23 protein-coding genes and 1 riboswitch are annotated in these 22,396 nt (G+C 70.7%); of the genes, 3 read left to right on the forward strand and 20 right to left on the reverse strand.

All coding sequences use genetic code 11. The annotated features are described in order from the left end of the window. Positions 1-11: 11 nt before the first annotated feature. Positions 12-473, forward strand: a complete 462-nt coding sequence (locus KMW22_RS10445; RefSeq protein ID WP_221089991.1) for an SRPBCC domain-containing protein — start codon at positions 12-14, stop codon at positions 471-473. 129 nt (positions 474-602) lie between these two features. Here the strand turns inward: KMW22_RS10445 and KMW22_RS10450 are convergent, their stop codons facing one another. Together KMW22_RS10450 and KMW22_RS10455 are read right to left on the reverse strand one after the other, a co-directional pair. Next, positions 603-1,211 carry a hypothetical protein gene (locus KMW22_RS10450; RefSeq protein ID WP_221089992.1) on the reverse strand — a complete coding sequence of 203 codons (609 nt, stop codon included), beginning with the start codon at positions 1,209-1,211 and terminating at the stop codon, positions 603-605. Between the two features lie 199 nt (positions 1,212-1,410). Next, entirely contained in the window at positions 1,411-1,728 is a 318-nt protein-coding gene (locus KMW22_RS10455; RefSeq protein WP_221089993.1) for a hypothetical protein, read from the reverse strand. Positions 1,729-1,915: 187 nt separating this feature from the next. Here KMW22_RS10455 and KMW22_RS10460 point away from each other — a divergent pair, with 187 nt between their 5' ends. Then, positions 1,916-3,265: a Vgb family protein gene (locus KMW22_RS10460; protein WP_221089994.1), complete on the forward strand. Its 1,350-nt coding sequence runs from the start codon at positions 1,916-1,918 to the stop codon at positions 3,263-3,265. Between the two features lie 124 nt (positions 3,266-3,389). Here the strand turns inward: KMW22_RS10460 and KMW22_RS10465 are convergent, their stop codons facing one another. Both KMW22_RS10465 and KMW22_RS10470 read right to left on the reverse strand, forming a co-directional pair. After that, on the reverse strand, positions 3,390-4,262 hold the full coding sequence (locus KMW22_RS10465) for an ABC transporter permease (RefSeq protein ID WP_221089995.1): 873 nt from the start codon (positions 4,260-4,262) through the stop codon (positions 3,390-3,392). Further along, a complete protein-coding gene (locus KMW22_RS10470; RefSeq protein ID WP_221089996.1) occupies positions 4,255-5,226 on the reverse strand; it encodes an ABC transporter ATP-binding protein in 972 nt (323 codons plus the stop codon). Before KMW22_RS10470 ends, KMW22_RS10465 begins: the two co-directional genes overlap by 8 nt. A 123-nt stretch (positions 5,227-5,349) precedes the next feature. Here KMW22_RS10470 and KMW22_RS19360 point away from each other — a divergent pair, with 123 nt between their 5' ends. Further along, the gene (locus KMW22_RS19360; RefSeq protein WP_235692853.1) at positions 5,350-7,035 is read left to right on the forward strand and encodes a GGDEF domain-containing protein; all 1,686 of its coding nucleotides are present in this window, start codon (positions 5,350-5,352) and stop codon (positions 7,033-7,035) included. Between the two features lie 80 nt (positions 7,036-7,115). Here KMW22_RS19360 and KMW22_RS10480 read toward each other — a convergent pair whose 3' ends face one another. From KMW22_RS10480 to thiC, 16 genes are all read right to left on the reverse strand, one after another. Next, the gene (locus tag KMW22_RS10480) at positions 7,116-8,060 is read right to left on the reverse strand and encodes an aldo/keto reductase family protein (RefSeq protein WP_221089997.1); all 945 of its coding nucleotides are present in this window, start codon (positions 8,058-8,060) and stop codon (positions 7,116-7,118) included. A gap of 89 nt (positions 8,061-8,149) precedes the next feature. Continuing rightward, a complete protein-coding gene (locus KMW22_RS10485) occupies positions 8,150-8,707 on the reverse strand; it encodes a dihydrofolate reductase family protein (RefSeq protein WP_221089998.1) in 558 nt (185 codons plus the stop codon). 274 nt (positions 8,708-8,981) lie between these two features. Beyond that, positions 8,982-10,070, reverse strand: coding sequence for a GGDEF domain-containing protein (locus KMW22_RS10490; RefSeq protein WP_221089999.1), 1,089 nt, complete (start codon positions 10,068-10,070; stop codon positions 8,982-8,984). A gap of 214 nt (positions 10,071-10,284) precedes the next feature. Further along, positions 10,285-10,647 carry a VOC family protein gene (locus tag KMW22_RS10495; RefSeq protein ID WP_221090000.1) on the reverse strand — a complete coding sequence of 121 codons (363 nt, stop codon included), beginning with the start codon at positions 10,645-10,647 and terminating at the stop codon, positions 10,285-10,287. A gap of 279 nt (positions 10,648-10,926) precedes the next feature. Next, positions 10,927-13,020 (reverse strand): phenylacetic acid degradation bifunctional protein PaaZ, encoded by a 2,094-nt coding sequence (gene paaZ, locus KMW22_RS10500; protein WP_221090001.1) that lies wholly within the window; start codon positions 13,018-13,020, stop codon positions 10,927-10,929. A gap of 118 nt (positions 13,021-13,138) precedes the next feature. Beyond that, positions 13,139-13,456: a hypothetical protein gene (locus tag KMW22_RS10505; RefSeq protein WP_221090002.1), complete on the reverse strand. Its 318-nt coding sequence runs from the start codon at positions 13,454-13,456 to the stop codon at positions 13,139-13,141. Between the two features lie 10 nt (positions 13,457-13,466). Continuing rightward, the gene (paaD, locus tag KMW22_RS10510) at positions 13,467-13,982 is read right to left on the reverse strand and encodes a 1,2-phenylacetyl-CoA epoxidase subunit PaaD (protein ID WP_221090003.1); all 516 of its coding nucleotides are present in this window, start codon (positions 13,980-13,982) and stop codon (positions 13,467-13,469) included. Between the two features lie 23 nt (positions 13,983-14,005). Continuing rightward, entirely contained in the window at positions 14,006-14,785 is a 780-nt protein-coding gene (paaC, locus tag KMW22_RS10515; protein WP_221090004.1) for a 1,2-phenylacetyl-CoA epoxidase subunit PaaC, read from the reverse strand. Then, complete coding sequence (locus KMW22_RS10520; protein WP_221090005.1) at positions 14,782-15,363, reverse strand: phenylacetic acid degradation protein; 582 nt, start codon at positions 15,361-15,363, stop codon at positions 14,782-14,784. Before KMW22_RS10520 ends, paaC begins: the two co-directional genes overlap by 4 nt. A 123-nt stretch (positions 15,364-15,486) precedes the next feature. After that, the gene (paaA, locus tag KMW22_RS10525) at positions 15,487-16,449 is read right to left on the reverse strand and encodes a 1,2-phenylacetyl-CoA epoxidase subunit PaaA (protein WP_221090006.1); all 963 of its coding nucleotides are present in this window, start codon (positions 16,447-16,449) and stop codon (positions 15,487-15,489) included. Positions 16,450-16,552: 103 nt separating this feature from the next. After that, the gene (thiD, locus tag KMW22_RS10530) at positions 16,553-17,338 is read right to left on the reverse strand and encodes a bifunctional hydroxymethylpyrimidine kinase/phosphomethylpyrimidine kinase (RefSeq protein WP_221090007.1); all 786 of its coding nucleotides are present in this window, start codon (positions 17,336-17,338) and stop codon (positions 16,553-16,555) included. Then, positions 17,335-18,258, reverse strand: a complete 924-nt coding sequence (locus KMW22_RS10535; RefSeq protein ID WP_328774661.1) for an FAD-dependent oxidoreductase — start codon at positions 18,256-18,258, stop codon at positions 17,335-17,337. Before KMW22_RS10535 ends, thiD begins: the two co-directional genes overlap by 4 nt. A 148-nt stretch (positions 18,259-18,406) precedes the next feature. After that, positions 18,407-19,207 carry a thiazole synthase gene (locus KMW22_RS10540; protein WP_221090008.1) on the reverse strand — a complete coding sequence of 267 codons (801 nt, stop codon included), beginning with the start codon at positions 19,205-19,207 and terminating at the stop codon, positions 18,407-18,409. A 2-nt stretch (positions 19,208-19,209) separates the two neighbouring features. Beyond that, positions 19,210-19,404: a sulfur carrier protein ThiS gene (thiS, locus tag KMW22_RS10545; RefSeq protein ID WP_221090009.1), complete on the reverse strand. Its 195-nt coding sequence runs from the start codon at positions 19,402-19,404 to the stop codon at positions 19,210-19,212. Beyond that, positions 19,395-20,129 (reverse strand): thiamine phosphate synthase, encoded by a 735-nt coding sequence (gene thiE / locus KMW22_RS10550; protein WP_407928437.1) that lies wholly within the window; start codon positions 20,127-20,129, stop codon positions 19,395-19,397. Before thiE ends, thiS begins: the two co-directional genes overlap by 10 nt. A 145-nt stretch (positions 20,130-20,274) precedes the next feature. Further along, entirely contained in the window at positions 20,275-22,095 is a 1,821-nt protein-coding gene (gene thiC / locus KMW22_RS10555; RefSeq protein ID WP_221090011.1) for a phosphomethylpyrimidine synthase ThiC, read from the reverse strand. Positions 22,096-22,282: 187 nt separating this feature from the next. Continuing rightward, positions 22,283-22,392, reverse strand: a riboswitch (TPP riboswitch). Positions 22,393-22,396 lie beyond the last annotated feature (4 nt).

Raw genomic sequence — 22,396 nt, forward strand, 5'->3', positions numbered from 1 at the left:
CCATCAGGACCATGCAGTTTCAGGAAGCCGGAGAGTTTCAGGTGCGGGCCGCGCCCGCCGTCGTGTGGGCCTTTGTGCAGCGCCCTGAACAGGTGGCGCGCTGCCTGCCCGAAGTGCAGGACATCCGCGCGCACGCTGACCACGCCGAGGCCAGCGTGGCGGTGCGCGCCGGGCTGCTGCGCGGCACCCTGCACCTGCGCCTGAACATCCAGCCCGACGAGGCCGCGCAGCGCGTGACCGTGCGCGTGCAGGGCGCGGGGCTGGGCAGCACGCTCACCCTCAATGCCGCTGCCACCCTGGGCGACCCTGGGGACGGCACCACCTCCCTGCGCTGGCAGGGCGAGGTCAGTGTGCGCGGGCCCCTGGCGGCGGTGGGGGGCCGCCTGATGGAAAGCCGGGCCCGCGCCCTGATCGAGCGGACCTTTCAGAACCTGCAGACGCAGCTGAACGCCGCTGGCAGCACGCTGGCCTGAGCGGCGCTGGCCAGCACGGCCCTCCACCACTGCCGCGAGAGGGCCCAAGGCTCAGGGCAGAGGAAGGGGCGCCCCGCCAGGCGCAGGGGTAGGCCCCGCTTCTTTACTCTCTCAGCCGACAAGCCTCTCTCAACTTGGGGGCAGGGCCAGAGGTGGCCGGGGGTAGGGGGCCGTCACCACCCCGTGCGGGGACACCGCCAGCACCTGCCGCTCGGCCAGGGTCCACAGGGCGCGGTGAATGGCCATCTCGCGCGCGGGGTCGCCGCCGGGGGCCAGCCGGTCCAGCAGGGTGGTGTAGCGCACCTCGCCGGGCTCGCCCCCGGCCCAGACGGTGGCGGCGGCCACCAGCCCCAGCACCTGCCGCTGCTCGGGGGTGTGGGCCTGGGCCAGCAACTCGGCGCGGGCCTGGGCCTGGGCGGCGCGGGCTTCGCGGGCCTCGCGGCGGCGGGCCAGCACCGCCAGGGCTTCGGGGTCGCTGGCGCCGCCCGTGCGGCGCTCGGTGATCAGGCGTTCCAGGCGGTCATCGGCGCGGGCCTGCACCTGATCGCGCAGGCCCTGCGCCCCGGCGCGCAGGCGCCCGGCCGCGTCCTGCAGGGTGGGCGTCACCCGGGCAGAGGCGGCCTGACCCGCCGCGCGCAGCGGCGACTGTGTGGCCTGGTCATCGGGCGACCGGGCATCTTCGCGCAGGGCGCGGCCCAGGCGAATCAGGGTGTTCAGGGTGCGGCGGGACTGGCTCATGGGGTTTTCTCTCCTGCGGGGGCACCTTGCTGGGGCGCTGGGGCACTCTGCCCCCCAGCCCCAGTGTGCCCCAGCGGGCGGGCGCCCGGCGTCCATCCAAAGAACGGCCCAAGGCGCCCACCCCGCACCCCCCCATAGCCCACAGAAGCGCGGCGCCCCCGAACCAGAGGGACGCCGCGCGGGCCGCACTTAGGCGTGCTTAGGCCGCCTGAACCTCGGCGTGGGGTTCGCGCGCCAGCGTCAGGGTCTGACCGCCCTGGGCCCGGGCCGGCAGCGGGCGCAGCGCCCCGATGGCGAGGCCGCACAGGGCCACCGCCGCCACGGCCATCCACAGCAGGCCACTCGGCGTGGGGTCCAGCAGGGTGCTGAGCAGCACCAGGGCGCTGCACACCACCCCGTGCGCCAGGGCGGGGAGCAGGTAGGCGCCCCCAGCCTGGTGCGCCTGCGCGAAGCGGCGGCCAAAGTGCAGGCCCGAGGTGAGGGCGATCAGCGCGCACAGCAGCAGGGTGGGTTCCATGCCGCTCACCTTACGAGCCGCCCTCTCACCAAAGCGTCACGGCGCGCTGGCCCAGTCTTTCATTAAGATCAAAAAGACCGTTTCAGAGCGGCTTCTCTTAAAACCATTCCACCCACGGCCCCAAGCGTGAACCCCCGGTCAAGGGCCCGTCAGACGGCGGCAAGAGCCCGGGGAGTGAAATACAGCCATGACCACCACGGGCCTGATGCGACCCCTCACCGCGCCTGCCCGGCGCCCCCGCCGCCCTGGCCTGGGCGCGGCACTGCTGCTGGCCAGCCTGCTCCTGGCCTGTGGCAGCGCCCCGGGGGAGGGCGGCACCCCACCGCCGGGCGGCCAGCCCGGCACCCTGAATGTCACCCTGGAGCGGCTGCCGGTGGTGGGTGAGGCCGCGCAGCCCGGCGCCCTGCGCCTGCGGGGCACGCCGCCCGCCGGGGTCAAGGTGACGGTGGAGGCCGCGCCCCCCGGCGTGCAACTCGCCCCGGGCGCGGCTGCCGCCGAGGGCAGCGATACGCTGGTGCCGCTGAATCCCCAGGGTCAGGGGGGCGGCACAGTGACCCTGCAGGTCTCGGCCCCGCCCGGCACCGCGCGGCTGAATGTGCCGGTGCTGGCGCAGCGGCGCTGGCCTATTCCGGGCACCACCCCTTACCTAGCCGCCGCCGCGCTGCCCGCGCCCGACGGCGCCCTGCTGCTGCGTGCGCCGGCCAACGCCGAGGCCAGCGCGCGCCACAGCCTGCTGCGGTTTGACCCGGCCCAGGGCCGCTGGAGCACGCTGGACTTCGGGCTGCAGGGCTTCGAGACCATCACCAGCCATACCGTCATCAGCCTCGGGGCGCGCGGCACCGAAACCTGGGTGGCCGTGCGCGGTGTGACGGCCGCCGGCAGCTTTCTGGTGCGGCGCGACAGCGCGGGCACGCTGACCCGCTTTCTGGCCGGCACCCCAGAAACCCTCAATGCCCTGACCCCCACCCCAGACGGGCGGCTGCAGTTCCTGGTGTACGGGCAGCCGCAGGTGCTGGCCCTGGACCCAGGAAGCGGCGCCGTCAGCCGCGTGCCCACCGACGGCGTGCCCGAGACGCTGGTGGCCCTGGAAGGTGGCCGGCTGGCCTACACCCGCCGGGGCGCGGCGCCGGCCGTGGTCACGCTGGACCCGCAGACTGGCGCGGCGCGCGCCTTTGCCGTGGGCACCGCGAATGTCAGCGTGCCGGACCTGCTGACCCCCGCCCCGGACGGCACCCTGTGGCTGGCTGAAACGCGCACCGGGGCCGTGCTGAACCTGGACCCCCGCAGCGGTACCACCCGCACGCTGAGCCTGCCCACTGGCACCCGCCCCAGCGCCCTGGCCGCCGCCCCCGACGGCACCCTGTGGGTGGCCGACGCCACCCGCGCGACCCTGCTGCGCGTGGCCCCCGGCGCCAGCAGCGGCGCGGCGGTGGCCCTGCCCCCCGGCACCCCCACGGGCCCCCGCGCCCTGACAGTGACCAGTGACGGCGCCGCGTGGTTTGAAAGTGGAGGCCAGTGGACCCGGCTGGGGAGTTGATGGTTAATGGGTGATGGTTGATGGAGCAAGGCGCCTCGTTTCTCCACGAAGCGCCCTTGCCCTCTGGTCTTCCCTGCTGCCAGGGCCGACAGCGCAGGCCCTCCCCCTTCCATCACCTATCCCCTTACAAATCGCGGCGGCTGAAGCGCCACATGGCGGCGGCCACGGCCAGGGCGCTCAGCACGGCGGCCCAGGCCACCAGGGCGGGGTCGGCGGGGGCAGTGCCGAAGAAGGGATTGGCGCCGCGCGTGACCTCGCCCAGGTCGCGGGCCACCTGGGGCTGCAGGTGGTAACTGGCCCCCAGCCACAGGGCGTTGGTGGGCATGACGACGTTTGCCACGCGGCCCAGGGTCAGCAGCGTGGGCGTATCCGCGAAGGTGCCGATAAAGCTGAGAATGCCGCCCGTGAACCCCACCCCGTACAGCACGAACACGCCTATCCCGTTGGCCAGGGTGGTAAAGAGGGTGCTGCCCAGCACCGTCAGAGCGGTCAGCAGCGTGACCGCCAGCAGCAGCAGGGCCACAGCGGGCAACGTTTCGGGGGGCACGTACCCGGTCAGCAGATACACGCCGCCCAGCAACCCGGCCGACAGCAGGGCCACGTACGCCACGTTCACGGCGGCAAAGCCCAGCCAGCGCCCCAGCACCAGCTGCGCGCGGCTGACCGGGCGGGCCAGCACGCTCTGCATCACGCCGTTTTCGATGTCGCCGCTCACCGCGCCCACCGTGGAGAGCACCGCCATCAGCGACCCCAGGAAGTACACGAGATACATGCCGAACATGGCCGAGTACATGACCGGCAGGTTGGACGCCCCGGTGATGCTGCGCCCGTCCAGCCCCGCCGCCACCGCCCGCTCGTCCAGCGTGAGGTCCAGGCGGTACACGCCGTACAGAAAGAAGCCCAGAAAAGCAGCCGTGAGCAGCAGCAGCACCGCCACGAGCCGCTTGCGCGCGGCCTCGCGCAGCGAGAGTTCAGCGATCAGAAGGGCGTTACGCATGGGTCTTCTCCGGCGCGGCGGCGCGGGTGCGCTCAGGGGTGTCTTCAATCAGGTCCAGGAACATGGTTTCCAGGTCCGGGCGGCGCGGGCTCAGGGCGTACAGGTCGGCGCCAGCGGCGTGAACCGCGCGGGCCACGGCGGGCAGGGCGTCTTCCTGGGCCAACCACAGCTCCACCTCGGCGCGGCCCGGGGTGTTCAGGTCGGTGCGGCGCACCTCACCCAGGCCAGCCAGGGTGTCCAGCAGCCCCGGCGACAGGTGCGAGAGGCGCAGGTCCACCGGCAGCACGCCGCCCATCAGTTCGCGCATGGTGCCCTGGGTCAGCACCCGGCCCGCCTTCACAAAGGCCACGCGGTCGCACACCTGTTCCACCTCGGAGAGCAGGTGCGAATTCAGGAACACCGCCACCCCCTCGGCGCGCAGGCGCTCGATGATCTCGCGCACCTCAATGCGGCCAATGGGGTCCAGGGCGCTGGTGGGTTCGTCCAGAAACACCAGCTGGGGCCGCGCCAGAATGGCCCCGGCCAGCCCCGCGCGCTGCAGCATGCCCTTGCTGTAGCCGCCCAGCACCTCGCGCCCGCGCCCCGAGAGGCCCACCAGCTCCAGCACCTCGGGGATGCGCCGGCGCAGCTCGGCCGCGCCCACCCCGGCCAGTCGCCCGTGAAAGCGCAGGAACTCCTCGCCGGTCATCCAGGTCTGAAAGCGGAACTGTTCGGGCAAAAAACCCAGTCGGGCGCGGATGGCCGGGTCGTGCGGGGTGCCGCCCAGCACGCGCGCCGCGCCGCCTGTGGGCAGCACCAGCCCCAGCAGCATCTTGACCGTGGTGCTTTTGCCAGCGCCGTTGGGGCCCAGAAAACCGAAGACCTCGCCCTGGGGCACCGTCAGGGTCAGGCCGTCCACCACCGCCCGGCCCCGGTAGACCTTGCGCAGGTCCTGCGTTTCTATGGCGTTCACCCTTGTCAGCATAGAGGCGCGGCGGCGCGGGCCTCGTCCACCTTTGGTCGTGCCCCCCAGCCCCCCCAGTTCCCCCAACGCACACTGAGACCTTTTTCAGGGTGAACCCGGGTCAGATGTGAGTGAATGGAGAGAATGTCTGCTCCCTGCGCCCCCCAGCCTCCCCAGGCGCTGCCGCCTGGGACGCCCGCGCCCCTGCTGGAACGCCTGCAGAGCGCCCCGGGCGGCGAGGCGCGCGCCCTGGCCCTGGTGGAGCTGGCGCGCGCGGTGCGCAGCCTGAGCCTGGACGCGGCGCTGGACCTGGGCGAGCGGGCGCTGGACGAGGCCCTGCGCGCCGACTCGCCCCGGGCCGCCGTGCTGGCGCTGGTGGGGCTGGGCTTCGTGAGCGCCAACCTGGGGCAGCCCGCCCGCGCCCTGGACAGCGTGACCCGCGCGCAGACGCTGGTGCAGGACCACGCCCTGAGCGAGCTGCGCGCGGCGGTAATCAATGTGCGCGCCCTGATCCGCGTGATCAGCGGCAACCTGCCCGGCGCCGCGCACGACCTGCACTCGGCCCTGGAGCTGGCCCGCCTGAACGAGTGCGCGCTGGACTACGGCCACGCCCTGGGGAATCTGGCCTGGGTGGCGAACCTGCGCGGCGACCCCAAGGACGCCCTGCACCACCTGAACCTGCTTGAAGAGCACGTGCACGCGCAGACCGATGAACCGCTGCGTGCCAGCCTCGCCCTGAGCCTGCACGAAAACCGCGCCCACGCCTACGTGGTGCTGGCCCGCGAGGCCGGGCGCCTGGGCCGCCCCGAAGCGGTGCAGCAGGCCGCGCAGCAGGGCCTGATGGTGCTGCGCGCCGCCGACGCGGCGCTGCAGGCCACGCCCCACCCCAGCACCGCCCTGCTGTGCGGCGCCCACCGCGCCGCGCTGCAGCGGCTGTGCGGCGATCTGGACGGCGCCCTCAGCGCCGCGCGCGCCGCCCACGCCCTGAACACCGAGTTGCAGCAGCGGCTGTACCTGGAGCCCCTGCTGTGCCTGCCCGAGGTGCTGGCCGCGCGCGGAGACGTGCCCGGCGCCCTGGCCGGCTACCGCGAGGCCCTGGACAGCATGCGCGCCCAGGGCCGCCACCGCGACGCCCAGCGCGTGCTGCGGCGCATAGCCGATCTGCACGAGGCGCAGGGCGACCTGGGAGCGGCGCTGCACAGTGCGCGCGAGGCCCTGGCCGAAGCCCAGGCCGCCCAGGACCAGATCAGCGAGGACGCCCAGCGGCACCTGAATGTGGAACTGCGCCAGGCCCAGGCCGACGCCAGTTCCTGGCAGGACCGCCTGCGCCACGCCGAGGTGCAGGCCCGCCAGGACCCCCTGACCGGCGTGCTGAACCGGCGCGGTCTGGAAGAGGGCCTGCGCACCCTGCAGGACGGGGGCGGCCCTGGCTGGAGCCTGCTGGCCACCCTGTTCGTGGACATTGACCACTTCAAGAGCGTCAATGACCGCTTTTCCCACGCGCACGGGGACCGGGTGCTGCAGGCGGTGGCCGGGCTGCTGGCCGGCACGGTGCGCGCGGGTACCCTGCTGGGCCGCTACGGCGGCGAGGAATTCGTGCTGGTGGCCCCGATTCGCGCGCCGGGCCAGGCCCACGATCTCGCGGAGCGCTGCCGCCGGGCCATCGAACGCCACGACTGGTCGGCCCTGCTGCCCGGCGTGAACCTGACGGCCAGCGTGGGCTACGCCGTGGAGCGCCCGGAGCGGCTGGACGTGGCCCTGCAGGCCGCCGACGACCACCTGTACCGCGCCAAGGCGGCCGGGCGCAACCGCGTGCATCCCCCGGCGTAAGGGCGAGAGCGCCACAACCAGAAGCCAGGGGCCTGAACGCCGCCTTCCGCGTTCCAGGCCCCCAGCTGTGACTGTCGCGCTCAGCGCTTCAGAATGCTCTCAATCTGGTCCAGCACGTCGCTGCTCAGGCGCACGCCAGCCGCTTTCACGGTGTCCTGAATCTGGCTGGTTTTGGTGGCGCCGGTGATCACGCTGCTGACCCCGGGCTGGCGCAGAATCCAGGCCAGGGCCAGCTGGGCGCGGGTAATGCCCAGGTCGTCAGCAATGGGCTTCAGGTCGCGCACCTTGGCAATGTTCTCGTCGGTCAGGAAGTTCTTGCCCCAGTTTTCCTTCTCGGTCAGGCGGGCGCCTTCGGGCTTGCCGTCGTCGTACTTGCCGGTCAGCAGGCCCATCGCCAGAGGGCTCCAGACCACCAGCCCCACGCCCGCGCCCTCGGTGTAGGGCAGAATTTCTCCTTCCACACGCTCGCGGCGGATCATGGAGTATTCGGGCTGCTCAGTGACCGGGGCGTGCAGGCCGTGGGCGCGAGCAAATTCCACGGCCTGGGCAATGCGGGCGGCCGGCCACATGGAGGTGCCCCAGTACAGCGCCTTGCCGTCGCGGATCACCTGATCAAAGGCCATCACAATCTCTTCCATCGGCACGTCGGGGTCGTAGCGGTGGGCGAAGTAGATATCCAGGTAGTCGGTGCCCAGGCGCTTCAGGGTCTTGTCAATGCTTTCCAGCACATGCTTGCGCGACAGGCCCCGGTCGTTCACGTCGTCACTCATGGGCCAGAAGACCTTGCTGGAAATCACCAGGGTGTGCCGGGGCAGTTCGCGCAGCACGGCGCCCATCAGTTCCTCACTGCGGCCCCGGGCGTACACGTCGGCCTGATCGAAGAAGTTCACGCCGCCCTCGTAGGCGGCCAGCACAATCTCGCGCACCATCTGCGAGGCGTCCTGGTTCACCCCGTAGGTTTCCCAGCCGCCCAGGGCGACTTCGCTGACTTTCAGGCCACTTCTGCCGAGCTTCCGGTATTCCATGCGCGACACTTTAACTCTTAAAGCATCAGGACGGTGCCAGATGGAGAACGTCTTAAGGGCACCTCATCCTGTCCGCTGGACCGTGTGAATCAGCGGCGCCGACGGTAGTGGCTCTGCACCAGCCCGGATGGAAAAGGCCGGGTTTCGACGTGGTCCCACCACAGGTCTTCGGGCAGGTCCCCGAACAGCGGCAGGCCACGGCCTAGCAGCACCGGCACGCGCGTGATGATCAGGCGGTCAATCAGCCCTGCGCGCAGGAAGGCCTGGACCGTCTGGCCGCCATCCACATAGACGCCCCGTACCCCCTGGGCGCGCAGGTCGTCCACCAGGGCTGGGAGAGGGCCCGGGTGAACGGTGACGTCGGCGCGCCGCTGCGCCGGAATCGCCTGCTCGGGCAGGGTGCGGCTGAGCACCACCATGCGCCGCCCCGCGTAGGGCCACGGGTCAAGGGCCTGCACGGTTTCAAAGGTCACGCGGCCCATCACCACCACGTCTATGTCCGCCATGAACGCGTCAAAGCCGTAGTCCTCGCCCTCTGGCGCCGGTACCCCGTCCGCCGAGGCCCCGGGCAGCCAGTCCAGACGGCCATCGGCCCGCGCAATAAAACCGTCCAGGCTGGTGGCAATGAACACGTGAAAGGCACTCATGCCGCCAGCCTACCCAGCGCCGTGTGGCGCCGCCTCTGTCAGATGGCCCAGGGGCGGCCAGCCGGTCCAGGCCGCGCCCATCCGGGGCCCCACGCCCGCTGGCCGCCGCACCCGGCGCTTCATAGCAGTCACCACAAGACCTGAAAGCTTCACCCTCAGGTCTTGTGGGGCGAGCGGCGCGAGTGACCGCGATAGACAGCGCTTGGCGTGGCGTTGAGGGGGGGTGTTCTCCTCCCCTGGGCGGAACGGAAGATCGCTGTCAGCCCCCTGCGCTTCAGGCGGGTTCCAGCACCGGCCGGGGCCCGCCGTACAACTGCAGGCAGTTGCGCCCGGCCGCCTTGGCCGCGTACAGGGCAGCGTCGGCCCGGCCCAGCAGGTCGTCGAGGTGCCCGGCACTCAGCGGTTCGCTGGCCTCGTGGCAGACGAGCCCCGCGCTGACGGTCACGGCCCGCGCATCCGGGTGGGCCGCGTGGGCGGCGCGCGCCGCTTCCACCCGCGCCATAACCGGGTCCAGGGCCGCCTCGGCCGTCACCCACACGAATTCCTCGCCGCCCACCCGGACCAGCAGGTCGTGGGGCTGGGCGTGGCTGCGCAGCACCCCGGCAAAGCAGCGCAGCACGTCGTCACCGATGCGGTGCCCGTACCGGTCGTTCACCAGCTTGAAATGGTCCAGATCCAGCATGATCACGGCCACCCGGTGCCCCGGGGGCAGCCGCGCCAGCAAGCGGCCAAAATCCTCGTGCAGCGCGCGGCGGTTGGCCAGCCCCGTCAGGGGGTCGGTGCCCACCTGCTGCGTCAGTTCCTCGGCCTCGTCCTCGGCGGCGGCCCGGAAAAACCCAATGATCAGTCCTGTGATCACCACCGGCACCGCCAGCACCAGGGCTTCAAGCCACCAGCGCTCGCTGCCCGTGACCCACAGGCTGCGGCTGTACACCGCCAGGGCCAGCAGCGGCGGCGTGAGGACCGCCTGGGTGCGCAGCAGGCGCCGCCCCAGAAAGCCGGCCGCGAACACCATCGGCCACAGGGCCACGTGTTCGCTGTAACTGGTGCCGAACAGCAGCGCCTCGCCCAGCGACGAGGTAAAAGCGCAGACGTTGCCCAGCACCATGAACAGCGTGTCAAACCGCTCGCTGCGCAGCACGCCGGGCCGCTGCCACGTGAGGGCCACCACACCCAGCCCCATCACCGCTGTCAGCAGAAACAGCAGCTGGCCAACAGGCAGGTTGGGCGCGCCCGGGGCCGGCAGCAGCAGGGTCAGCAGCGCGAGCACGCTGCCGCCACCGAACATCAACCGCAGCGCCCAGCCCTTCACCCGCCCGATTCGCCCCAGCAGGGGCGGCGGCACCGGACTAGGGCGGCTCATAGGCCGCCCAGCGAGGGGGGCCGCCCCCCCGCAGGGACGCAACGGGGCCACACCGGCAACAGGAAGACGGCGAGAAAACGGCGTTGCGCGGCGCAGCGGTCTCCGCTCTGGGAACGCAACGCCATCTGTGTCATAGGCCCCTTCATCTTACGGTCAGCTTTGCCCCGGTGCCCAGCCCCGGGGTCGGCCGCCGTGGGGGCCCTCCGTGGGGGCGTCAGCCCTGCAGCACTTCTAGACGGTTACCGAAAGGGTCATGCAGGAACACGCGGGGCACGCCCCCTTCCTGGTCGGGGCGGGTGGGCACGCCGTGGGCCGCACAGTGGGCGGTGAACGCAGCGAGGTTTACGCAGCGCAGCGCCGGGTGCCCCTTCAGGCGCGGCGCAAAGTCGGGTGCCACGCCAAGGTGCAGTTGCCGCCCGTCCGGCAGGGCAAACCATACCCCGCCCCGAACCTGCAGGGCAGGAGGCTTAGGCACTTCGGTCAGGCCCAGGAACGCGCCATAAAACGCACGCGCCGCCGGCTCGCCACCCGCAGGCGCTTCCAGCAGCACGTGATCCAGTCCGGTGATGAAGGTCATGCCCAGAGCGTAGGAGGTGGAGGCAAGACTGGTTGTTACTCCTCTCGAAACAACAGCAAGCTCTGCCCCCCTCTCGTGACCACGTTTGAGGTTGCCCGTCATGCGGGCCATGACCCACTGCACGCCGCGCCCGTCCAGGCCGACTCGCGCCAGCAAGCATTCGGTACCCTGGCCGGGGCCAGGATGGTCACCGGGCAGCCGTACCACGACACGACCACCCGGCCGTCTTTCAGTGCCCGGAAAGCAAAGCAGCCATCGTCCAATGGCCCCTGGGGGGCTTCAGGCCTGGGCAGCGTCCAGGGGGGGGTCAAAGGCGTCGCGGGCGCGTTCCACCAGGGTCAGGATGTCGTAGGTGGCGACCAGCGCGCCGTCCTGGTTGGTGATTTCCGCACGCCACTCCACCACACCGGTGGGGCGCGTTTCACCGGGGCGCAGGTCCTTGCGGATCTTGCGCTTGCAGGTCAGGCGGGTGCGGATGGTGTCGCCAATGCCCACCGGCTCAATGAACCGCAGCCCTTCCAAGCCGTAGTTCGCCAGCACCGGCCCCGGCGCGGGCCACACGAATTGCCCCGCCGCCGCCGACAGCACGAAGTACCCGTGCGCCACCCGCTTGCCGAAGATGCCTTCCCTGGCGCCGATTTCGTCCACGTGGGCATAAAAGTGGTCGCCCGACACGTTGGCAAAGTTCACGATGTCGGCCTCGGTGACGGTGCGGCGGTGGGTGAGCAGGCTGTCGCCCACCTGGATTTCGTCAAAGGACTTGCGGAAGGGGTGCACGCCGTCTTCCTGTACCTGCGCGCCGGGCACATACTCGCGGGTGATCGCCGCCAGGGTGGTGGGGTCGGCCTGCACCGCCACGCGGTTCATGTGGTGACGCACCGCCGAGAGCCCGCCCAGTTCCGAGCCGCCGCCCGCGCGCCCGGGGCCACCGTGGTTCAGCTGCGGCAGCGGCGAGCCGTGGCCGGTGTTTTCCTTGGCGTTCTCGCGGTTCAGGACCAGCAGGCGCCCGTGGGTGCTGGCCATGCCCAGGACCAGTTCGGTGGCCTCGGCGCGGTCATGGCTCACGATGCTGCCCGCCAGCGAGCCCCGGCCCAGCTGGGTGAGGTGAATGGCGTCCGCCAGCGAGTCGTAGGGCAGCAGGGTCGCCACCGGCCCGAAGGCTTCGAGTTCGTGGGGGCCCTTGGCGGTCAGCGGCGACTCGCACAGCAGCACGGTGGGGTCCAGGAACGCGCCCTTCTCGCGGTCGCCGCCCAGCAACTGGGCTTCGCCGCTGATGACGATGCGGGCCTCACTCTGCAACTTTGCCAGCGTTTCGCGCACCCGCTCACGCTGCTCCACACTCACCAGGGCGCCCATGCGCACGTCGTCGCGGGCGGGGTCGCCCATCGTGACCTTGCCCAGTTCCTTGCGCAGCCCCTCGGTCACGGCCTCCACCAGATGCGCGGGCACGATGGCGCGGCGAATGGCGGTGCACTTCTGGCCCGCCTTGCCGGTCATCTCGCGGGCGACCTCGCGCACGAACAGGGCAAACTCGGGGTCCTCGGGCTTCACGCTCAGGCCCAGCACCGAGGCATTGAGGCTGTCGGCCTCGGTATTAAAGGGCACGTTGCGCGCCACGATGTTGGGGTGCACCCGCAGCTTGGCCGCCGTGGCCGCCGAGCCGGTAAACGCCACCATGTCCTGCTCTTCCACATGGTCCAGGAGGTCGCCGGGGTCGCCGGTCACCAGTTGCAGCGCGCCTTCGGGCAGCAGCCCCGAGGCCATGATGTCGCGCACCACACGCTCGGTCACGTAAGCGGTCTGCGGCGCGGGCTTGACCAGGCTGGGCATGCCGCCAATGATCGCCGGGGCCAGCTTTTCCAGCATGCCCCACACCGGAAAGTTAAAGGCGTTGATCTGCACCGCCACGCCTTCGCGCGGCACCAGCAGGTGGCGGCCCACAAAGGTGCCCTCACGGCCCAGGCGTTCCACCTTGCCGTCGGGCCAGAAGCGCTCGTCGGGCAGCTCGCGCCGGGCCATGGACGCGTAAGAAAACAGCGTGCCAATCCCGCCTTCAATGTCCACCCACGAGTCGCGGCGGGTGGCGCCGGTCAGGGCGCTCAGCTGGTAATAGGCTTCTTTGCGCTCCAGCAGATAGGTCCCCAGGGCTTTCAGGGCGCGCGCCCGTTCGTGAAAGGTCATGCGCCGCAGCGCCGCGCCTTTTGCACGCCCGTAGGCCAGCGCCTGGGCGAAATCAATGCCTTCGGAGGAAATAACGGCGACAGGGCGGCCATACACGGCGTCAACGAGCGTCTGCCCGTCGTTGTTGCTGTGCCACGTCCCGTAAACGTAAGAGGCGGGGCGAAGAAGTTCGGGGAGTGTGGATTGGGTCATGGGGACTCCTGAAAACTGAACATCTTAGAATCTGAACTCGCGGATAAGCACCTAAACCGTGAAAGCCCTGACGATACCAGCACTTTTCCAGCTTCTCGCTACACAGCGTGAAAGCGCGTCACTCACTCTGCATCCTCGTCAAGGCAACTACGGCTGCTTGAATAAGTTCCGCGACTGTCGCGAGTTGTTGAGTCCGCTCACTGAACATTGGCGACTCCCACTGACCATTACGGACACCGAGAACCACGAACTCTCCTTCAGGCCAGTGCCCATAGAAACCAACATCAATCATGCGGCATCCATCCGGATAGACCACTTGAAGGAGATCCTCTCTGAGCACATCCTGCTGCTCGCCCACTGAGAGGGTGAGGTCTAGGTCGCGTTCTATATGCGTCACGCGCCCACCATTGAAATCAAGCTCATCAAGACGTCGCATCAGTTCAAGCTCACACGCTCTTGAATCCTTCGAACGGTTCTTTGCAGCTGTCGCAGACGTACATCCGCTTGCACAGGGTCGGGCCGAAACTGGCGGTCATGCGCACGTTCAGGCTGCTGCACCGGGGACAGCGCGTGGGCTCAGCGTCCAGTTGAATCAGCGGCCCTTCCCCGGCTGGGGCGGGCGGCGCAATGCCGTACTGGCGCAGGCGTTCGCGGGCGTCCTCGTTAATCCAGTCCGTGGTCCAGGGCGGCGTGAGGGTGCTGCGCACCTCCACGTCCTGCACGCCCAGGGCCCGCACCGCCTGTTCAATACTCTCCCGAATCACATGCAGCGCCGGGCACCCGCTGAAGGTGGGCGTAAAGGTCACCTGCACCCGCCCGCCGCTGTCCACCGTCACGTCCCGCACCATGCCCATGTCGGTGATGCTGACCACAGGAATTTCCGGGTCTGGAACGGCCGCGAGGGCCTTCCAGACCGCCGATGGCAGATGGTCAATGGCAGGTGGCTGCTCGCCATGTGCCATGTGCCATCCACCATCTGCCCCCATTACCAGACCTCCGCGTTCGGGTGCTCGCGGGCCACGCGCTGCATCTCGGCCAGCAGGGGCGCGAGGTGCTCGGTGTGGACAGTGCGGGGAGCAGGCTCGGCGCCGGTCTCGGGCAGGATCAGGCCGCATTTGTCGGCCAGATGCCGGGTCACGAGGTCGTGCCAGCGGGCCTGCACGGCGCCGAGGTCAGGCACGAGGCCAGCGGCGACCAGTTCGGCCTCGCCCTCCACCGGCTGAAACAACTGAGCCGCGTGGGGCCACAGCCCCTCCAGGGCCGTCTGGGTGCGGCGGCGGCTTTCCTCGGTGCCCAGGGCGAGGCGCTCGGCCCACAGCGCCGTGTGCTGCACGTGGAATTTCTCCTCGCGCACGGCCTTGGCGGCCACCGCAGCCAGGGGCGCGTAGGTGCTGCGGGTGGCGGCCTCCAGCCACAGGGCTTCAAAGGTGTCGTACAGAAACTGGCGCAGCATCGTAAAGGCCCAGTCGCCGCGCGGCAATTCCACGAAACGGGTGCTCGTGTACTCGTCGGCGTCCCGGAAAAAGGCGAGGCGGTCGGGGTCGGTGCCGTCAAGCTCGGTGCGCAGGCCCAGGTACAGGGTCGCGTGGCCCAGCTCGTCCTGGGCAATGTTCGCCAGGGCAATGTCCTCTTCCAGAATGGGCGCGTGCCCGGTCCATTCGCCGCCCCGGTGCGCCAGGATGATCTCGTCGTCGGCCAGGGCGGTCAGCCGGCGAATCAGGGCCTGGGTCTGGGCGGTGCTCAGGGCTTCGATGGCGGCGGTCATGCGCCCTCCTCGGTGGGGGCGCGGCCCGGCATCAGGCCCGCGCGCTTCAGTTCCCCGATGTGGCGGCCAATCACGCCGTAAAACTGCTGCTGCTTGTAGGTTTTTTCCCTGGCGGGGGCAAACCAGCTTTCGACCGTACCGGGGTCCTCGTCGGTGCGCACGGCGGCGCGGTCCGGGAACACCAGCCACGCCAGAGCGTCCGGGTGGGCGGCCTGGGCCTGGCGCAGCGCGTCGCCAGGGCCAGCGGCCTGCACGGTGTCCACGAGGTCCACAAAGGTCATGGAGCGTTTGTGCGTGCGCTTCACGCCCAGGTGGTAGGTGCCGGCCTCGCCCGCCGTGTCCAGCACAGCCGGGCGGGTGGTCAGCTCTTCGGGGGTGGCGGTCAGCAGGTCGCTCTCGCGCACGCACCACAGGCTCACGGCGGCGGGGCGGCGCACAAACACGTTGCGCGCGGTCAGCAGGGCGTGCTGGGGGTCACCGGCATGGACGCTGCCCACGGCCTGGTGAGGCCGCCCGGGGGCATCCTGCTTGAACACTTCCCAGCGGGGCCACTGGGTGTCGGGTTGGGGGTGTGTCATGGGTGTCCTTGGTGGGGGGCAAACCCCTCTGTCTGCTTCGCGGACAGCTCCCCTTGAAGGGGAGCCGGGAAGAGCGTTTTGGCTCCCCTCTCAGGGGAGCTGTCGCTGGAGGCGACTGAGGGGTTAATCCGCCGCGTCCGCGCGCTGCCGGTCCGTGTAGGCCTGCAGCGCCTCGCGCACCCAGGCGCCGTCGTCGTGGGCGGCCTGGCGGGTGCCCAGGCGCTCCCTGTTCAGACCCTGCTCGCCCTTGATGACCGCCCAGAACTCGGTCCAGTCAATCGGGCCGTGGCGCCAGTTGCCCTGCTCGTCCTGGTGCAGATCCGGGTCGGGGATGGTCAGGCCAGCTTCCAGCAGTTCGGGGACATGCTCATTAATGAACTCCTGGCGCACCTCGTCGTTGGTTTTCAGCTTGATGCCCCACTTCGCCAGCGCGCCCGTGTTGGGGCTGTCGGCGTCGTGCGGCCCCAGCATCATCATGGCGGGCCACCACCAGCGGTTCAGGGCGTCCTGGGCCATCTGCTTTTGCTCGGGCGTGCCCTGGGCGTAGGCCACGATCATTTCCTTGCCCTGCTTGTGGTGGAAGGTTTCCTCGCTGCAGATCCGCACCATCGCGCGGCTGTAGGGGCCATAAGAGCAGCCCGCCAGCATGGTCTGGTTCTTAATGGCGGCGCCGTCCACCAGCCAGCCGATCATCCCCACGTCCGCCCAGGTGTGGGTGGGGTAGTTGAAGATGCTGGAGTACTTGGCCTTGCCACTGAGAAGGGCCTGGAGCATTTCCTCGCGGGTGGCGCCCAGCGTTTCGGCGGCGTGGTAGAGGTACTGTCCGTGCCCGGCCTCGTCCTGCACCTTGGCCATCAGAATCGTCTTGCGCTTCAGGGTAGGCGCGCGCGTGATCCACTCGCCTTCGGGCAGCATGCCCACCACTTCGCTGTGGGCGTGCTGGGAAATCATGCGGATCAGCTGGCGGCGGTACTCGGCGGGCATCCAGTCGCCGCTTTCTATTTTCTCGCCGCGCGCAATGCGGGCCTCGAATGCGGCATGCTGCTCGGCGGTTTCGCCGTTGGGAAAGGTCTGGGGTTGGGTCATGGGGCCACCTCCATTGAGAGTTGTCTCCCAGTGTACCTAACGCTCGTTAGGTTGGGTGTGGCGCAGGTCGCACAGCAGGCAGGCCGCTGCACAGAGGGCGCTGTTAGGTCCGGCCGTGGCCCGCTGAGACGGACAAGTGGTCATGGCCCTGGGCCGCGCGGGCGTGTCCCAGCGGGCCATGCCCCGCGCCCAGCCCCGGCGCGTGCCGCAGGGCCGCTTGCAGGTAGGCGTGGGCCAGCCGAACCGCGTCGGGCAAGGACTTGCCCCGTGCCAGCTGCGCCGTGATCGCCGCCGAGAGGGTGCAGCCGGTGCCGTGGGTGTGGCGGGTGGGCTGCCGGGGCGCGGTCAGGGTGAAGTGCTGCCCACCGGCCCGCAATTCGTCCACCACCGTTTCGCCGGGGACATGCCCGCCCTTAAGCAGCAGCGGCAGGTCCGGGGGGGCCCCCGCCGCCTGCAAGGCCGCCCACTCGGGGGCGTTGGGCGTGACCAGGGTGGCCAGCGGCAGGAGGTCGCGCAGCAGGGCGTCCAGCGCGTCAGGGGCCAGCAGGGCGTCGCCGCTCTTGGCCAGCATCACCGGGTCCACGACCAGCGGCAAAGCCCGGGGCCGCAGCACGCCCGCCACCGCCTGAATGATGGCTGCGTTGCCCAGCGCCCCTGTTTTCACCGCTGCCACCGGAAAGTCCGCCAGCACCGCCTCCAGTTGCGCCGAAACCTGTTCGGGGGGCAGTGGCCACGCGCCGTGCACGCCGCAGGTGTTCTGGGCCGTGATCAGGGTCAGGACGCTGGTGCCGTACACGCCGTGCGCTTCAAAGGTCTTGAGGTCGGCCTGAATCCCGGCCCCACCCCCGGAATCCGAGCCCGCAATGCTCAGGGCCACCGGCACCGTCATGCGGGTACCCCCGCCTGCACCAGCGCCAGCACCCGCGCCGCCGTGGCCGGGGCCAGCAGCGCGCCGTGCCGCCCGTGGCCGGTGGCGACCAGCACGCCGGGCAGGCCAGGATGCGGCGCCACCAGCGGCATTCCATCCGGGGTAACGGGGCGCAGGCCCACCAGCCGGGTCTGCACCGGGGCGGTGACGCCCGGCACCAGTTGCCCGGCCACCCCCCGCAACCAGCGCGCCGCGTGCGGGTCTGGCGTGGTGGCCCACGAGGCGCGGGCGGTGGCGCCCACATACACGCCGTCGGGGCGCGAGAGGGCGTAGCGGGAAAAGCCCCGGGTGGGTGGACCGTACACGGCCCCCACATCGGCGGGGCTTTCCAGCAGCAGGGCCTGCCCCTGCACGGGCCTCACCGTGACCCCAAAGGCCGCGCTCCACACCCCTGCCGCCAGAACCACCGTCTGGGCGGTCCAGCCCCCCGCATCTGCTACCACCGTCACCCCACGCGGCCCCGGGTGCAGGGCCAGCACCTGGGCCCGCCGCACCTCTGCCCCGGCCCGCGCGGCGCGCACCACCGACGGCGGGTGCAGGCGGGCCTCGCCAGGGGTGACGGCCTCTCCCCCACCGGCTTGCTGACGGCGCACCCCTTCCCGGTAAAAGACCGGCTGCCCGCTGGCCCTGTCCAGGGCGGCCACCAGCGCGGGCCAGCGGCGCAGGCTGTCCAGGGCCTCGGCGTGCAGGGCGGTGCCGGTCAGTCCCTCGCCGTCTGGCGTCAGCAGGCCCGCCGCCGCCCGCCACGCCGCTCCCCGCCGCCCCGCGTCCAGCACAAGCACATCTGCTCCGGCCTGGCGCAACGTGAAGGCCACCAGCGCGCCGACCAGGCCGCCGCCCACCACGATGACTTCGCGGGCCGTCATGAGCGGGACGCGCACGGGTCGAGAAGTCCAGCAGTCGAGGCGTCGAGAACCAGCCTTTCTCCACCTCTGGACCCCTCAACACCTCGACTGGCGCCCCGCCACAAGCTCCCCCCGTGGCCCCAGCCCCCCTTAGACCCTTTGACTCTTCGACCCTTAGACCCCTTCACACCGGCACCTCCGGGTCGGGTAAGCGGGGCACGCCCTGCACCGGGCTGCTGGGGCTGGCATGAGTGCGTGCCGCCATACGCCCGGCCAGGAACGCCGCGCGCCCGGCCTGCACGCCCAGGGCAAAGGCGTGGGCCATACCCACCGGATCGCGGGCCTCGGCAATGGCGGTGTTCACCAGCACGGCGTCGGCGCCCAGTTCCAGGGCCTGGGCGGCGTCGCTGGGCACCCCCAGGCCCGCGTCGACGATGATCGGCACCCCGGCACCGTCCAGCACGGTGGCCAGCAGGTCCGGGGTGCGCAGGCCGCGCCCAGTGCCAATGGGGCTGGCCAGGGGCATCACGGCGGCGCAGCCGGCCCGCTCCAGCGCGCGGGCCAGCACCGCGTCGGGCTGCACGTAGGGCAGGACGATGAAGCCGTCAGCGGCGAGTTCTTCGGCGGCGGCCAGGGTGCCCACCGGGTCGGGCAGCAGGTAACGGGGGTCGGGAATGACTTCCAGCTTGATCCAGTTCGTGCCCGTGGCGGCGCGGGCCAGCCGGGCCACCCGCACGGCCTCGGCGGTGGTGCGGCAGCCGGCGGTGTTGGGCAGCAGCTGCAGGCGGTCCCAGTCCAGCGCGTCCAGCAGGCCGTCATGGCCGGGGGCCTTCAGGTCCACGCGGCGAATGGCCACGGTGACGATCTGTGCGCCGCTGGCGGCCAGGGCCTCGCGCATCAGGCCAAAGTCGTGGAATTTGCCGGTGCCGGCCAGCAGGCGGGACGTGAAGGTACGCCCGCCCAGGTGAAACGGATCAGCCTGCACCCTTAGCCCCCTCCCAGAATCCGCACGATTTCAATGACATCGCCGTCCTTTAGGTCCCGGTCCGGCACGCGGGCGCCGGGGTAGAAGTCGTCGTTCACGGCCACCGCCACGCGCGCCGGGTCCACGTTCAGGTCGCGCAGCAGCGTCCACAGGGTCAGGCCTGGGGTGTAGGGGTGGGCCTCGCCGTTCACTCGCATGGACTGACCTTCTGCAGCGCGGCGCACAGTTCGGCCGCCGCCTGCGCGGGGTCGCGGGCGTCCAGCACCGCGCGCACCACCGCCACGCGGGTGGCGCCGGCCGCCAGCACCTCGTGGATACTGCCCGCGTCCAGGCCGCCAATCGCGTACCAGGGCACGTGGAGGCGCAGCGCCGCCACCTGCCGGATGTAGGCCAGCCCCGCTGGGGCGCGGCCCGGCTTGGTGGGCGTGGCATAAACCGGCCCGGCGGCCAGATACGCGGGCCCCTGCGCCAGTGCTTCTTCGGCCTGCGCGGGCGCGTGGGTGCTGAGGCCCACGCGCAGCTCCGGCCCCAGCCGCCGCGCCCACGCAGGCGGCAGGTCCCCCTGCCCCAGGTGCACGCCGTCCGCGCCGCAGGCCAGCGCCACGTCCACGCGGTCATTGATGAAAAAGGGCACCCCGCGCGCCTGAGCCAGCGCCGCCACCTTCTCGCCCAATGCGATGTACGGCCGCGCTTCCCAGTCTTTGCAGCGCAGTTGCAGGGTGTCTACGCCGCCGTCCAGGGCCGCCGCGATCCGGGCCAGGAACTCGCTTTCCGGCTGGCCGGGGCGGGGGGTGGCGACGAGGTAGAGGCGCCCCAGGGGGCGCGTCGAAGGGGCGAAGGGGCGAAGGGGCGAGGCGACATCGTGGGCTACCGGGGCCTGTTCAGCGGCGCCCGTCGAGAGGTCCAGGGGTCGAGAGGTCAAGACCCCCTCGGCGCGCTGGGGGGCTGCCTTTTGAAAAAGACCCGCCTGCCCTTCAGCCGGGCCCCCTTGATCCCTCAACCCTTCGACGCCCCGACCCACTGCCCTTAGACCCTCAGACCCTTCGACCCTTAGACCTCCTCCCCCCTCACCCATAAATCTCGCTCCCCAGCGCGCGGAACTCCTGCGCTTTGGCCTCCAGCCCGGCCAACACCTCGGGGGCGCGCAGGTCGTGGCTGAGCTTCATGGAGCAGAACTGCGGGCCGCACATGGAGCAGAAGTGCGCGGTCTTGGCGGCCTCGGCGGGCAGGGTCTCGTCGTGCAGGGCGCGGGCGTGCTCGGGGTCCAGGGACAGGTTGAACTGGTCGGCCCAGCGGAACTCAAAGCGGGCCTTGCTCAGGGCGTTGTCGCGGGCCTGGGCGCCGGGGTGCCCCTTGGCGAGGTCGGCGGCGTGGGCGGCAATCCGGTAGGCGATCACGCCGTCGCGCACGTCTTGGCGGTCTGGCAGGCCCAGGTGTTCCTTGGGGGTCACGTAGCAGAGCATCGCCGTGCCGTACCACGCGATCTGCGCGGCGCCAATGGCAGAGGTGATGTGGTCGTAGCCGGGCGCGATATCGGTGGTGAGCGGCCCCAGGGTGTAGAAGGGCGCTTCCTGGCACACCTCCAGCTGGCGGGTCATGTTCTCGCGGATCAGCTGCATGGGCACGTGGCCGGGGCCTTCAATCATGGTCTGCACCCCGTGCTTCCAGGCCACGCGGGTCAGCTCGCCCAGCGTGTCCAGTTCGGCAAACTGCGCGGCGTCGTTGGCGTCCTCAATGGACCCGGGGCGCAGGCCGTCGCCCAGGCTGAAGGTGACGTCGTAGGCGGCCAGGATCTCGCACACTTCCGCAAAGTGCGTGTACAGGAAGTTCTCCTGATGGTGCGCGAGGCACCACTTGCCCAGGATGCTCCCCCCGCGCGAGACGATGCCGGTGCGGCGCCGCGCGGTCAGCGGCAGGTGCGAGAGCCGCACGCCCGCATGAACCGTCATGTAATCCACGCCCTGCTCGGCCTGCTCGATCAGGGTGTCGCGGTACACCGCCCAGGTCAGGTCCTCGGCCACGCCGCCCACCTTTTCCAGTGCCTGATAGATAGGCACGGTGCCCACCGGCACGGCGCTGCCGCGAATGATCCACTCGCGGGTGGGGTGAATGTGGCGGCCCGTGGACAGGTCCATCACGGTATCGGCCCCCCAGCGCGCGGCCCAGATCATCTTGCCCACCTCTTCCGGAATGGAACTGGTGACGATGCTGGTGCCCAGGTTGGCGTTCACCTTCACGCGAAAGTTGCGGCCAATGACCGTGGGTTCCAGTTCCGGGTGGTTGATGTTGGCGGGAATCACCGCGCGGCCCCGCGCCACCTCGGCGCGCACGAACTCGGGGGTGATCTCGCGCGGGATGCTCGCCCCGAACGCCTGCCCGGGGTGCTGCGCGGTCAGGTCAAAGCCTTCTTCCTGGCGCAGCGACTCGCGCAGGGCCACGAATTCCATCTCGGGCGTGATCTCGCCCCGGCGCGCGGCCTGCAACTGGGTGATGTCGGCACCGGGACGGGCGCGGCGGGCCCGGGGCACCCGGGGAAAAGGCAGCGGGCCGCTGCGGTCCAGCGCGGGGTGGTGCCGCTGGGGCTGCACCTCCAGCCGGGCGTCACCGGCTAGCCAGGGGCGGGCGTGGCCCAGGCCGGCGCGCAGGTCTACGGTCACGGCGGGGTCGGTGTAGGGGCCGCTGGTGTCGGGCACCAGCAGCGGGGGGTTGGGCACGCTGCGGGTCAATTCACCCACGCGCACCAGGGTGGGCGACTGGTGAATGCGCCGCGCGGGCACGCGCACGCCAGCGTGCAAGGTGCCGCTCAGGTACACCTTCTCGCTGCCGGGAAAGGGGGTGGTCAGGTCGGCGTCCAGAGTGGGCTGGGGCAGGTCAGGCAGGGTGGGCATGGGGCCTCCGAAAGGCAACAGAGCAGGGACGGCCGGGCGCGCAGGGCACCCAGCAAGGGCGGTGAGAACCGTCACCAGAAATGAACCGCAGACCGCTTCAGCCGGCGGTGTTCATGCGCTTTTTTTAGTGGCTCAACACAACAACGCCCCCCTCACGCGTTCGGAGGGGGGCAAAAACCACACGTGGCCTTGGCACCCGTCACGCTCCCTCCGCTGGCACAAACCAGATCAGGTTCCTAGGGTTGAACACGCTGTTCTCTCAGCCGCCCCCTGTGAGCGGCACCCCTGGTGACTGCGGCGA

Origin of the sequence: Deinococcus aquaedulcis (assembly GCF_019693445.1) — a bacterium.
GTDB lineage: Bacteria > Deinococcota > Deinococci > Deinococcales > Deinococcaceae > Deinococcus > Deinococcus aquaedulcis.